The organism is Maribacter algae (assembly GCF_047345745.1).
Lineage (GTDB): Bacteria > Bacteroidota > Bacteroidia > Flavobacteriales > Flavobacteriaceae > Maribacter.
Genome location: NZ_JBLFES010000001.1, coordinates 1,528,150 through 1,540,929, shown reverse-complemented (window position 1 = coordinate 1,540,929; position 12,780 = coordinate 1,528,150). Strand labels below are relative to the sequence as shown.

Here is a 12,780-nt window from a genome sequence, read left to right as displayed (position 1 = left end):
AATGAGTGATAACCTTTCTAATTTCAAGACAATAAATCAACCGTTCAGACCTTTTTTACTCTACTGAAATAAGTAGTGCCGACCTATTCATCAAGTCAAACATTTCCTTTTGGTGAACGGCAGATTATTTTTCCACAAAGCCGAGAGTTAAATTTTACCAAAAAAATAGGGTCGATAAAAAGTAACCTGTTGTTAGTGTATAAATCAAACTTTCTACATTATGAAGATAATTAAGATGATGGCAATCGTTTATGCATTGGTATTTTCAGCTACGGCAATCGCACAGGAAAAAGGCACCAGCGAAATTAGTTTTGGGTATGGGGGTGCTACCAGCTATGAGGTCGAAAATACGTTGGGCGATATGCTATCCACAATCATTACGTTGGGTACGGTATCCTACGACGATGTGGAATATACCGGAGCTTTCCATGCCAAATACAAATATGCCATCATCGATAACCTTTTAGTAGGTATATCCGGAGTTTACGAGGAGGCCGAGGACAAAGAAAGATTTGGCAGTGCTAATGTGGCGAAGCGGAAAAGCAGGATATATTCGATCGCGCTGGAGTCGGATTACAGTTATATTAATAGAAAACACTTCAAGGTATATTCCGGAGTAGGGCTTGGATACAGGATGGTCGATACAAAATCAAAGCCTACTGCCGCTTCTACGGACACCAAAATTTCCAATGAAAGAACACATGGTTTGGCGTATCATATCAATGGCATAGGCATACGGGCGGGCAGAGCTATTGGGGTTTTTGTGGAAGTAGGATACGGATATCGGGGTATCATCAATGCAGGCTTATCCATTCAGTTTTAAAGCTACTTCAGAAATATATGTGATTGATGTAAAGTTTTAGCAAACCTGAACTTATAGTAAAAATTATGAAACATCATGGATTAACGGACATCGAACTTTGGGGCCATATCTCAAAAGGAGCGGATATTAAAACCAAATCCAGACTAGAGGCCTGGTTGAAATCTTCTGCCAAAAACAAGAGAATTTATGACCGACTATGCATAATTTATCGAGTGACAGGTACAGTACATGTAGATTATGATTTCGAAGCTGCCCAAAAACGCCTTATAAAAACTATTAATTTGATGAATTCTGCTTAGATAAAATAATTTGAAGAAGAGTAAAATATAGTGGTTCGTAGTGCTTATGGTTATGCTATAGTAAACTAAGTTTCGAGATAAAAACAGATTGGCTACTCTTACAAACCATCCACCATTTGAACTGCTTTTTTTTAATGAATAGGATAATATTGCTTCTCGAATTATGGATGATGGAGAAGGTTTTCCAGCAACGTAACTATTGCTTAAAATCTTGACTTTTTGACAACCCTTAACCCCTGTCCTCATATTACTTTTGAACAGATTATTAATTAATATAAACTTTAAAGAGAATCTGTATGAAAAAGATGAGTATGATGTTGATGACATTATTCTTGATATACGTTGTGAAGACTTCATTAGAATATACATCAATTTGTTTAGGCATATAAATACAGTGATTATGAATAAAATTACGTTTGTTACTATCATTTTTGCAATCGCCATCATCTCTGCGGGAAATGCGCAGGAGAAGGGAACAAGTGAACTTAGTCTTGGCTATGGGCGGCTAACAAATAATGAAGTTGGAAATACACTTGGAGATATGTTGACCACGATTTTTACAGCAGGTACGGTAACTTATATAGATACGGAATATGCCGGAGCGATTCATGCCAGATATAAATATGCAATCGCCAGCAATCTCTTACTAGGGATTTCTGGAGCCTATGAAAAAGCGGAGGACAAAGAAAAGGTTGGTAAGAATATCGTAGCCGAAAGAAAAAGTAAGATATATACCATAGCAATAGAATCAGACTATAGCTGGACCAATTCCAATTGTTGGAGACTCTATTCAGGTGTCGGGTTGGGATACAATATGGTCGATACTAAATCATCACCCACCGCAACATCCACTGATACGAAGATATCCGAGGAAAAAACCCACGGTCTTGGATATCATATTAATGCTATTGGTATACGTGCTGGAGGGGTAATCGGTGTCTTTGCGGAAGTTGGCTACGGATATCGGGGCATTGTAAATGCAGGGCTATCTATCCAGTTTTGAAGGCAAGAATTTATATAATCATCGATTATGGAATAACGGATATTGAACTTTGAGACTACATCTCAAAAAGAGCGACTATTGATAAAATACTCAAGGTAAAAGAGCGGATGGATTCTCCAAATTTTGACGAAAGCACGTTTTACCAGTTAGAAATGAATCACAAACTAATAGGTGAGATAGAGGTTACCTATAATTTTAAGGTTGCCAAGGAACGTTTATTATAAACCCCTAAAACCAAAAAGCTATGAGCGAAATAACGAAATCCAACCAAGATTCCCAATGCTAAGGCATATCAAAAATTATTTTATGTATAAAATGCCAAAGGGTTTTAAGAACCGCCAGATAAAAAATTTATTAGAGAAAAAGCGAAAGTCCCTAAAAGGTTCTTTTTACGGAACCGCTATGGCCATAATGGCATTTATTCTTACTGCCTAATAGCTTTCTCCACTACCTGGCCATTTTCCCTAACGATGAATTGGTTAGTGTAACCTTTGTTGTCCGTGATAAATTCCAATGAAATTGGGGCTTCTTTGATAAAGAAAACACTATTGGATTCTGGATGCAACTTTGCCTTAAGTGGACCGGCATCCAGGTTCAGGAAGTTTTCTTTTGAAATCGAAATGTTTACCATACCTGTTTTTGGAGCCAAATAATTCCCGACATATCCTTCCAGAGTTTTTCGGGAAACAACCACCTCCATCTTGAAATCGTTTAGCGAGATGGCTTGATGATCATAGCTAATGACCCTGGCCATTTTATATTTACCAGTTTTAAGTAGTTGCCATACATGAGTGAATTTTGCCTTTTCGATAAGTCTTTCTTTTGCACTGTTGTCTTCCGTTAGATAGAAAACGTGCTCCCCTGTCATAACGGTACCGTAATTTTTCAATGGAAAGATTTGGACGGATCCCTCCACCGCTTCCCGCCGTAATCTGCCGTTTTTATTTGAACAAAGGCCATTCCCTACTTGTTTTAAGAATGTATTCAATCCGGAGGTAAGCCCTCCCTTATCATGATAAAATTCTAAATCCTCTGTCAAATAACTTTGGAATCCTTCAAAATTACAATTGTTATAGGCTGTCCAAAAATTGGCATCAGCCTCTAATACGGTTTGTTTCATTTTATCGGTATCCGTTTGTGCTCTGATATGATAAATAGATAAAAATGCAAAGCATAATAGAACATAGAAATTAAATTTCGATTTGGTTCTCATGACTTCTGATTTTGATGAATGATAAAATTACCCGTATTCTAAGAGTGTTCAAATAGAACTTAAGGCTATTTAAAAGATGAGTTGAAATAGAAAGTGTTACACTTTGAAGGGAATGTTAAATGAATTATGAAAATATGTTCCGTAAAACGGCCGTGGCCGTTGCAGAAGTGGTCTTTGAACAAGATATTGAGCCGAGTAGACTGTTTTTACATAGTCTTTATGAGAACCGCTCTGGGTTGGATTTGCCGATAAAAAGCGGTCAGGTAGCCTTGAAGTACATCGATAATGGTCCTTAAAATACCAATGGAGGGTTTCCTTCCCCCTTTCTTGAGGTACTTTTTCAGGTTGAAGGCAATGGCGGCCATGAGCATGACCTTGTGCGCCCCGGCCTTGCCAAGTACGCCTATTTTTCTCAGGCCGTAGAACTGGGTCAGGCTGCCGAACACGGGTTCCACCGTACTTTGCCTGAGTCTTTTCATTTGCCAGCCCCTTTCGCTGTGCTGTCGGGCGTAGGCCTTCAGGTACGGTTCGTCGTATATCGTTCTGGTGATACTTTTGCATTTCTTTTTTGGCGCACATCGGAGTTTCATGGGGCAGGCCTTGCAGTCCCTCGGTGCCGCCCAGTAGTTTTTCAGTACGGTGCCGTCCTTGTTGGTACTGAACCCCTTGAAGGGCAGCGGTCTGTCCATCGGGCAACTGTACTCGTCCCTTTCCTTGTTGTATGGAAAACCTTCTATCTCAGGTTTGTATTTCCCGAAGACGGGTATCCATCCGGTGACCTTCCATTGTTCGAGAAAGTCGTAGTTGGAGCCGTTGGAATACCCTGTGTCCGCCAACAGGTCCGTCATCGTAAGCTCGTTCTTCCCCAGACGGTCCTGAACCCGAAGGCCGATACCCTTCAGGTATTGGCTGTCCCTGCCGTCGGCAAAGTCCGCCTGGATGTGCGAGATGACCCTTTCCGCCGTATCCACTGCCATGCTGCAACGGTAGTTCAACTTTTTGGCCTTGCCCGGTTTTACCGATATGTGGGCACATGCTTGCCGGCAGGCAAGTCCGGGTCGTGGGGGTTGTAGTGTGTCTTGTTGCTCAGCAGGCGTGCCTTTTTATGGAATCCGCCGACCAGTCGTACCGGACCCTCCCGAAGATTTCGGTGGTGTTTTTCCACGCGCTTCAGCTCGTGTTCGGGAGCGGTAATATGTGCAGGGGAAACGGTCTTCGCTTGTTTTTGCCCGTTTGCCCCGTTCTCTTCCGACACTTTCTTCAAATGGCTGTCTATAGGAGTGGCGGGCATTTTCGGCACCACGCTTTCCATGGACGCGTTCGCCTTTATCGGGGCCGAATCCACCGCTTGGGTGTGGCCGGACACCATCCCGCTGTCGACGCACAGGGCGAATACCTTGTTGAACAGTTTCTCGAAAAGGGATTCCGGGTAAAGCTGCCTCGTCCTGCTGATCGTTGAATGCCATGGCAGCTCTTCGTCAAGGTCATAGCCCAGGGAGTAGAGCACGTCCATCCGCATGCTGCAGTGTTCCACCAGTTTGCGGTCGGAGGTGATATTCTCAAGGTATCCCGTAATCAACAGCTTGAAAAAAACCACGGGGTCGATTGAGGGGTTACCGGTATTTCCATATAGTTCCTTTGTATCCTTATAGATAAAACTCAGGTCGAGCGTTTCGCGGAGCTTCCCATAAAGGTTGTCCTTGGGAACACGGTCCGACAGCCTGAAGCTGAGGAACAGTTTTTCGGTATAGTTTTTTCTGCCTTGCATACCATAAGTTACCCATTTTCGAACGCTTATGAAAGCATGAATTGACGCAGATCAGAGTTGTGCAACAGCCACGGCCCATTTATAGGACTACTTTATTAATTCAAAAGAATTATTCCCCGAGTGTCTCAATCGCGGTCTCTTTTTTGTCCTGTATATTCACCTTTTATGGGACTGCTTTTCTACTTCTTTTTCATTTAAATATCTCCATTACCTCATCATAAATCCTATCTAGGTTCTCTTCCATATCAGCATCCGAAAACCGTTCAGCATTTGATGGTAGTCCTCGTTGGATGTTTGATAGTTTGAAATGCACTTTTTTATCCACCCCATCCGCATAGGTAACAAACTCGCCCTGTTTTAACCGGAAGAAGACATTGGCCCTCACTTTTGAAACTTCGCGCTCCCCTGTCGATATCTTTGTGTCAAAATCAAGTCCGGCACCTCGCATTACCGTTTTGGTCTCGTCCTTGACTATTTCGAAAAAACGTTCGTAATATCTTGCTGTATCAGGGTCGTTGACCTTCCCGAAAAACTGATAGGAAAGGTTGCTCAAAATGGCCTTGCTCGTTTTATCCCCATAAAGGATATCGTTCTGGATCTTGTCCTGCATCACATAGATGGTAGCGATATCATAACTCCTTAGCGTTGCCGGAATACGGTGCATATTCAAGAGGCGTATGGTCGGGGCCTCTTCCATCAGGAGGAAGGAAGGATTTGCATTGCGCACGCTCATCTGTTTGGTAACGGTATGGATCACGGCAGCGATTACGGGCGAATAGGCCGTTTCGTATTTGGGGTTGTTGACCACCGAGATGACCGTTGGCTTTTCTTGGGTATTGATATCCAAAGGCACTTCATCCGCGGAGAGGGCCATAAATATCCGTTGTGAGCTTATTTTTTTAAGGGCATTGGCCAAGGTACTTTTGACCCCTGCAGTTTGCCGATCGGAATCCTTGCCACTGATAAAGGCGTCGGCCATTGCCCTTGAAATCGTATTGGTCTCCAAAAAGGAAATCAGGCTGTCCGTATCCAAAAGTTGATAAATGGCGATAAGATGGGGCAGTGTGCAGTATTCGGGATAGGCGGTCTTTAGTTTCCATATCAGTCCGCCTATCAGACCTTCCGCGGCATCATTAAAGAATTTTGAGCTTCCGGAAGCTCCCGTCTCCTTTTGTTCCAAAAGATTTTCAATGAGCACTCTTGCCACCTCGTTCACGCTTTCCTCGTTCTGCATATAGCGTGGCGCAATAGGATTGCACCGATGAAAAATCCGGTCAATGGCAACGATATAAAAATCCACATCGCTTTTTTCATAGAGCGGATGGGCCATTTCTGTTATCTCAAAGTTTTTATGGTCGTGGATGACCCCACAGAACCGGTGCTTGAAAAAATGTTGCAGAAAAGGATACACCACACTTTCGGTCTTTCCACTTCCCGCCGAACCAATGATGGAAACCCCGCGTTTGATGTTGGCAATCTCTAGCTTCCCCCCTTTTAACCTGAAACGTACACGGTATTTTTCTTCGATTGCCCCTTCATCGTCTGCGTTGTGAAGGAACACATAGAAAACGGTGTTGGACAACAATAACGGACAACCGATTATAAGTATGGTCTTGGCCAAACCGATAATAGTCGGAGCCAAATAATACAACATCCCCACGCAAGCCGTCAATAAAATTGTATTGATGATAAAGGCATATCGGGTTAGTTTATAGCTTGCAAAAAAAGCCAGCCCCATTCCAAGGTGCAGTGCTACAATGAATATGAGTTCAAAACTTTCCATGCCCTAAATCCCTATTGAACTTGATTTGATGGCAACATCCACGCCACGCTTCAATTGTTTGATCGTCTTTAGGGCCAATTGGACCTTATTGGTAGGTATCTGCGGAAACATCGGCATCTTGGACTCCCGTAGTATCTTGAAGGCCATTGCACGTTGGTTCGTTGGCAGTCCGGTAACGATATTGAAATACAGTTTGGGGTCTTTGATGAATTGCTTCCGTGATAGATAGGTCTCCACGTAATTCCGTTCGTATTTGAAAGTCCTGTCAAAGGCCTTTTCGGCACGTTCGAAAAATGCGTCCCTATCAAAGCCCCGCTTTACTTTTTCTCCGTTCAATACGACTTCGGAGGCCTTGTGCTTGCTTCCAGGGGATAGGCTGTATCGGTTCGAGGCATCCTTCCGGCTGACGATGATATGGATATGGCCCTGATTTCCGGCCTTTTGCATCCCCTGAACGATCCGTTTGCCGTTCTGTTGGTACGGGGCCTGCTTTTCCAGTTTCCCGATTTTAAGTTTGAGCCTTTCGATATTCCCTTTTGCCTCGCCCCGCTGTATTTTCCGAACCTCTTGTTTTAGCTTCAGGATTTTAGTGGCATAGGGCTGGTTCTCCCGTACCTGTATGTCGGTGCCCTTAAAAGTGCGTTGGTGCTCGATTTTGGCGAAGTATTTTATATCGTCCACCGTTATGGGCCTACCGTTGATTTCCCGATTAAAACATTTGACGTATTCCTTCATCAGTTCACGGGTGTAGCGTTTCAGGTCCTCGCTGCCGTTCTCCAACCGTTTCAGTTCCCGTGGGGAAGGGTTTACGGTTATGGAATAGAACCGAGGTTCATGTTTTTCCAATTTGGCCGTATTGCCATCGATTTCCCTGACTACCTCTTCCGCCGAAATTTCGTACCCATGTTGGTTGAAAAAGTGTTCCATATCCTCCTGCTCCAACCCTTGGTTTTCCTTTTCCAGATATTCTACATAGCCGGCGGAACTCTTCGAAAAGTTCTTGCCGAGGTTCTGCGGTGTAATCGTGATATACATGTGCTATTGTTTTAACCTATTTTTCTTTTCCCGAAAACGGACTTCCCGTTGCTCTATAATTTGCCTTTTCTCCAGAATGAGCGGTTTCTTTTTGGGTTCGCCTCCTTCCAAAAGCGACTGTAATATGGCAATGGCCGGTTTGGTCTGGTCCTTTTCGATGCTTTTCATAATGGCGATGACCGCATTGTTCCGTTTTTTGATGAGGCTCTTTAGCGTTTCCATATTGGGTCCCATCGATTCCATCGGGGAAATCCTGTTGTGTTCGAAGAACTCTATCATCAAGAGCAAAGTCATCGACTGCGATCGGGAAATCGCCCTGCAATACCGTCTGAATTTTTTAGCAACGGAAGCCTTTATTTTAAAAGTCTCGAACTTCTCCTTTCTTAGATCCTCATCCATTTTTTAGTAAAAAAGTTGCCGTTTTATCGGGGCCGACGGTGTTTTTTAGTAAAAAATTACCTGCCTCGGCAAATAAATCTCGATTTAATCCATTTTAAACAACTGATTTTCAAGTAATTGAAAATTAAATTAAACCTGTAACGGGGCTCCGCCCGTTACCCTCTTGCTTCTCCTTTTTCTGCGCGCGCGCAGAAATTTTCGAACCATTAAACAGGAATTTAATGGCTAATTTCTAGGTTCTCAAAAGAGTTGGATTTTTTAAGATTTAAAATCTCGGAACGCAGCATTATCTTTAAGGAAATGGCAAAATCGATGCGAATAATGGAAAGAAAAAAAGACCCTTGGAAACCCAAAGGCCTGTTCACTATGAAACTAATTGGAGCTCTTAGATATTAAATGCGTAGTCGTAGGTATACAGATTTTTAATTGTTTCCCTTCGACTTCGCTCAGGACATGCCTCGTCTATCAGACGTTCGTAATCCGCACCCGTTTCGTCAATGTACTTTTAATGGAATCCCCAAAAAGATGTACAACGTGTTCCCTGGAACATTGTAAAAGTTCCTCTTGCTTTTCCAAACACAGATCCTGAAATTTTATGTATATCATGGCCCGGGATTTAGTATTCGCTCGGTAACATCAGCGTATCGTCCGTAAAGAACAATCGTAGTTCTTCCAACGGAAAATCGGTATCGTTGTATCTATGCTTCTCGAATACATTCCCGTCCCCATCACTATAAACGATTTCCACCTCGTAGCCCAAAAAATCCTGTTTCTCCTCGGAAAATCTTTTGAAGTCGATTGTAATGAAACTGCTACGGTTCATCAGGCTTTTGGCGATTACGGAGGTGTCCGTTATCAACCAAAAACATTCGGCAACATCGGCCAGATATTTCAGTCCGTCCGTAAATCGTGTTCGTATCAAGGGGATTTGATAAAAGAAATTGGTTCCGCCAAATCCTTTTAATCCCTCTTTTATTTCGTTAACTTTAGCGTTCATTGTTTTCTATTTTTACCTAGTGAATAATGAAAAGAGGGCGTTACTTTCTGACTGGAACGCCCTCTTTGTTTTTAAGGTTACTTACCCTCGGATGTATTTCCGTTCTTAGCACCCAACAACAGGATTTCGTTGGCTTCTACTTCGGTTACATACCGTTGGTTTCCGTCGTCGGTCGTGTAGGAACGTGTTTTCAATTTCCCCGTTACACCGACTTCTTTGCCCTTATGACAATAGTTCTCGACAATTTCGGCGGTCTTGCCCCAAGCTACTACGGTGTGCCAGTTGGTGTCCGTTTGCTTTTCGCCTTTCGCATCCTTGTAATACTCGTTGGTCGCCATTGAAAAGCGGGCTACTTTCTTACCGCTGTCAAGGTTCGTGATGGTCGGGTCTTGCCCGATGTTCCCGATCAACTGTACGTGATTTCTAATTGTACTCATGATTAAATATTTAGAGATTAATTAATATATGGGCTGAACCCTTCAACCCTTTTAAAATTGATTTACTTATTATATCCAGAGCGTTTTCCTTTTTTTGTTTTTTTAACTTTAGTTCCGCTTTCCTGTTGATGATTCCGTAAGATTTCATAAGATTCGTTTTAGATTTACTTCCCATAGAGCCGTCCGCTGTTACCTTTTTTTGTTGCTTGGTGCGATACAATATCCGGGCTTGGTAAGACGTATAAAAAGTGGAGCGCAGCGGGAGCGGTTTATGCCGTCGTCCAAGAACGGATGTTGTTGTTTTGCTGTCAAAAAAAGGGATGGGCGGCGGCTCGGGAAGTAGGTCTAAATGGTTTTTGTGAAGTACCGAATCATCGAAAGCGGAACTAAACACTAAAACTTAAATTCAGTTCAAGCGGACTTGATCCCGAAATTTCGATTGGGAATGTAGCGTCCCGCGTATTTCAGCGGGAATAGCGGAATGGAGATCCAAATTTCGGGGTTAGGTTCAAGACTTTGTAGAGAAGCTCTTTGCCCGGAATGTAGCTTTTCGCGAAATGTAGTGGTAAAGTGCTGAACGGTTTAATAAACGGATTTTCCTCTTTAAGTAGGGTTTAAATCGGAATCTTTGAAGTTGTGTCCAAGACCTTTGTATTGAAGCGTTTTTCTCGGAATAGAGCTTTTCTGCGGAATGCAGCGGAATGGGCTGTATAGAGCTGAACTTATATTGTCTCGTCTACTCAATCATTTATATTGGTATTAAGAAAAGGAATAAAAAATCTCGCTTTTTGGTGATATTTTCATTAATTACTGCACTAAAATGATAGATACCCAGAATAAATGGAACTAAAAGAAAAACCTAGAGTTAAACGTGGGAAAGCTAAAAATATCAAAGAAACCTATGAAGCGGCTTTTCCAAAAGTTGCCAGATTTGTAAAAAAATGGGTGGCACTTTAGACGATGCAAAAGATATTTTTCATGATGCGATAATTGTTTACTATGAACTTAGAACGAAAAATAAAATCCACACCTCTGAAGTAGCTTATATTTTAGGGATAGCCAAGCATATGTGGATCAGAAAATACAATCGCCAACGCAACCACATTTCCTTAAGCCATATTGAAAATCAGATTTCAATTCCTGAGGATTACAATTTGGACGTACCAGATAAAAACCTCTTTAGTTTGCTGAACCAGACGGGGAAAAAATGTATGGAGTTACTAAGGACTTTTTATTTTAAAAAAACTTTATTGGAGGAGTTGGTTACAGTTTTAGGATATCCAAACAAACACGCTGCGAGTGTACAAAAATATAAGTGCCTTGAAAAGATGAGAAACTTCGTTAAAGAAAAAACACTTTCGTATGATGACTTTAAGAAATAACACAAAATTAATTGAGAAATATATTGAAGGCTCCTTAAAACCTTCTGATAAAGTATTGTTTGAAGTAAAACTCATTGTAAGCCCCACTCTTTTTGAGCAGTACCATTCTCAAAAAAAGGTTTTTGAAATGGTTAAATTCTATCATCGCAAAAAGCTAAAGGAAGAATTGGAAACATTGCACAAAACTATATTCAGCGATCCTGAAAAAACTGGATTTAAACTCAAAATTCACAAGATATTCAACCTCATATGATTCAATCCAATTTAATACCAATGGTGATTGATAATACAGGCCCTGGTGAACGTGCTTTCGATATTTACAGCCTTCTTCTAAAAGAACGCATCATTTTTCTAAATGGACCTATAGATTCAAAACTGGCGGGGGTGGTTATCGCGCAACTTCTTTATCTCAATAGCGTAGATGGCAAACGTCCAATAAATCTTTATATCCAGAGTCCGGGAGGAGAAGTATATTCGGGTCTAGCAATATATGATACAATGAAAATGGTGACTGCACCGGTATCCACATATTCAATTGGCTTTACCGGAAGTATGGGTACCTTCTTGTTAAATTCCGGCTCGAAAGGGAACAGATACGCACTGCCCCATTCAACTATTCATATGCATCCTACGGGAGGTGGATCAAGAGGGTATACGGAGGACGTACGCATAGCAATTAGGGAACAGGAGCGGCTACAAACGCAAATCTTTCATATCATGGGAAAAAATTCCAAAAAAAACTGGGAAGAAATCGAGGCATTTTTCTTACGCGACAGATATCTAAATGCTATTGAAGCTAAGGATTATGGAATTGTTGATGAAATATTGGGGGATACAAGTAATCTAATTGCTTTGGACCGTGAAGATTTTAAAGTGAGCTTTCTTAAGGAGAATAGCAATATATAAAACAGGTGCCTACAGAGACGGACAAATATGATGATAACGATTGTTCCTAAAGCGAGTATAATTAAAACTCCAGTTTAAGGTACTGGATAAACCATTTGGCCGATTAGACCATTGCATATATTTCTTCGAACAACAGTCTATCGAACTTCTCCTGTTGCGAAAATGTCTTTTTCAAGGTATTGTGGAGCACCCAATTGAAAGCGTTATAGCCCAAGATTCGTCCTGAACTGGTTGACGGCCCATATAGTCTGGGTCACCAAATACATGTTCCATGTTCTCAAGGGAGATATCCAGGTAAGGTGTCGGAATCTTGTTAAGCAGATTTGCGACTCAGAGGATATCCGCATCCTTAAGGAAGTCATAAGCAAGGACCACGTGCATATAGATATGGAGTATCGTCCCTCGCAAAAGGTAAGCGACCTTGTAAAGCGATTCAAAGAAAGGACCTTGCGACGCCTCTAAGAGGAATTCAAGGCCTTTGGCAAGAAAATACTGGGGCAGGCTTCTGGGCGTTCGGGTACGGTGTATGGAGCACGGGCTGTATCACGGACAATAAGGTGGAGGAATATCTCGAGTATTGTCGCAATCTGTCCAACATGGACAACGACAATATCATACTTGAATAAGAATTTCGTTCTTATACCTATTTTTAAGAAACCTATGAGCTTCCAGTCCATATTGGTTTAGTTTATGGTACTTGTAGATATTATCTCTATCTGTAATTTAAGAATGTTC

General features: G+C 41.9%; 15 protein-coding genes and 1 pseudogene. 7 read left to right on the top strand and 9 right to left on the bottom strand.

Going from position 1 to position 12,780, the window contains the following annotated elements:
- Positions 1-220: 220 nt before the first annotated feature.
- The 3 genes from ACKWBX_RS06785 to ACKWBX_RS06775 all read left to right on the top strand — a co-directional run bounded on the left by ACKWBX_RS06785 (position 221) and on the right by ACKWBX_RS06775 (position 2,125).
- A complete protein-coding gene (locus tag ACKWBX_RS06785; RefSeq protein WP_413967888.1) occupies positions 221-823 on the top strand; it encodes a hypothetical protein in 603 nt (200 codons plus the stop codon).
- A 65-nt stretch (positions 824-888) separates the two neighbouring features.
- Positions 889-1,122 carry a hypothetical protein gene (locus ACKWBX_RS06780; protein WP_413967887.1) on the top strand — a complete coding sequence of 78 codons (234 nt, stop codon included), beginning with the start codon at positions 889-891 and terminating at the stop codon, positions 1,120-1,122.
- A 400-nt stretch (positions 1,123-1,522) separates the two neighbouring features.
- A complete protein-coding gene (locus ACKWBX_RS06775) occupies positions 1,523-2,125 on the top strand; it encodes a hypothetical protein (RefSeq protein ID WP_413967886.1) in 603 nt (200 codons plus the stop codon).
- Positions 2,126-2,549: 424 nt separating this feature from the next.
- Here the strand turns inward: ACKWBX_RS06775 and ACKWBX_RS06770 are convergent, their stop codons facing one another.
- The 9 genes from ACKWBX_RS06770 to ACKWBX_RS06730 all read right to left on the bottom strand — a co-directional run bounded on the left by ACKWBX_RS06770 (position 2,550) and on the right by ACKWBX_RS06730 (position 9,757).
- A complete protein-coding gene (locus ACKWBX_RS06770) occupies positions 2,550-3,338 on the bottom strand; it encodes a nuclear transport factor 2 family protein (protein ID WP_413967885.1) in 789 nt (262 codons plus the stop codon).
- Between the two features lie 206 nt (positions 3,339-3,544).
- The gene (locus ACKWBX_RS06765; protein WP_413967884.1) at positions 3,545-4,315 is read right to left on the bottom strand and encodes a transposase; all 771 of its coding nucleotides are present in this window, start codon (positions 4,313-4,315) and stop codon (positions 3,545-3,547) included.
- A gap of 38 nt (positions 4,316-4,353) precedes the next feature.
- Positions 4,354-5,106, bottom strand: coding sequence for a transposase (locus ACKWBX_RS06760; RefSeq protein ID WP_413967883.1), 753 nt, complete (start codon positions 5,104-5,106; stop codon positions 4,354-4,356).
- Positions 5,107-5,296: 190 nt separating this feature from the next.
- Complete coding sequence (locus tag ACKWBX_RS06755) at positions 5,297-6,889, bottom strand: type IV secretory system conjugative DNA transfer family protein (protein ID WP_413967882.1); 1,593 nt, start codon at positions 6,887-6,889, stop codon at positions 5,297-5,299.
- Between the two features lie 3 nt (positions 6,890-6,892).
- Positions 6,893-7,924, bottom strand: coding sequence for a MobB family relaxase (gene mobB, locus ACKWBX_RS06750; protein WP_413967881.1), 1,032 nt, complete (start codon positions 7,922-7,924; stop codon positions 6,893-6,895).
- 3 nt (positions 7,925-7,927) lie between these two features.
- Positions 7,928-8,323: a BfmA/BtgA family mobilization protein gene (locus tag ACKWBX_RS06745; protein ID WP_413967880.1), complete on the bottom strand. Its 396-nt coding sequence runs from the start codon at positions 8,321-8,323 to the stop codon at positions 7,928-7,930.
- Between the two features lie 465 nt (positions 8,324-8,788).
- A complete protein-coding gene (locus ACKWBX_RS06740) occupies positions 8,789-8,929 on the bottom strand; it encodes a hypothetical protein (RefSeq protein ID WP_413967879.1) in 141 nt (46 codons plus the stop codon).
- Positions 8,930-8,939: 10 nt separating this feature from the next.
- A complete protein-coding gene (locus ACKWBX_RS06735; RefSeq protein ID WP_413967878.1) occupies positions 8,940-9,320 on the bottom strand; it encodes a DUF6876 family protein in 381 nt (126 codons plus the stop codon).
- 77 nt (positions 9,321-9,397) lie between these two features.
- The gene (locus ACKWBX_RS06730) at positions 9,398-9,757 is read right to left on the bottom strand and encodes a single-stranded DNA-binding protein (RefSeq protein WP_413967877.1); all 360 of its coding nucleotides are present in this window, start codon (positions 9,755-9,757) and stop codon (positions 9,398-9,400) included.
- A 941-nt stretch (positions 9,758-10,698) separates the two neighbouring features.
- On the opposite strand from ACKWBX_RS06730, the gene ACKWBX_RS06725 reads away from it, so the two are divergent.
- The 4 genes and pseudogenes from ACKWBX_RS06725 to tnpA all read left to right on the top strand — a co-directional run bounded on the left by ACKWBX_RS06725 (position 10,699) and on the right by tnpA (position 12,671).
- Complete coding sequence (locus tag ACKWBX_RS06725) at positions 10,699-11,139, top strand: RNA polymerase sigma factor (RefSeq protein WP_413967876.1); 441 nt, start codon at positions 10,699-10,701, stop codon at positions 11,137-11,139.
- Positions 11,120-11,392, top strand: coding sequence for a hypothetical protein (locus ACKWBX_RS06720; RefSeq protein WP_413967875.1), 273 nt, complete (start codon positions 11,120-11,122; stop codon positions 11,390-11,392). The genes ACKWBX_RS06725 and ACKWBX_RS06720 overlap by 20 nt, the downstream gene beginning before the upstream one ends.
- The gene (locus ACKWBX_RS06715; protein WP_413967874.1) at positions 11,389-12,045 is read left to right on the top strand and encodes a ClpP family protease; all 657 of its coding nucleotides are present in this window, start codon (positions 11,389-11,391) and stop codon (positions 12,043-12,045) included. The genes ACKWBX_RS06720 and ACKWBX_RS06715 overlap by 4 nt, the downstream gene beginning before the upstream one ends.
- Before the next feature lie 222 nt (positions 12,046-12,267).
- A pseudogene (gene tnpA / locus ACKWBX_RS06710) lies at positions 12,268-12,671 on the top strand (IS200/IS605 family transposase).
- The last annotated feature ends 109 nt before the right edge of the window (positions 12,672-12,780 follow it).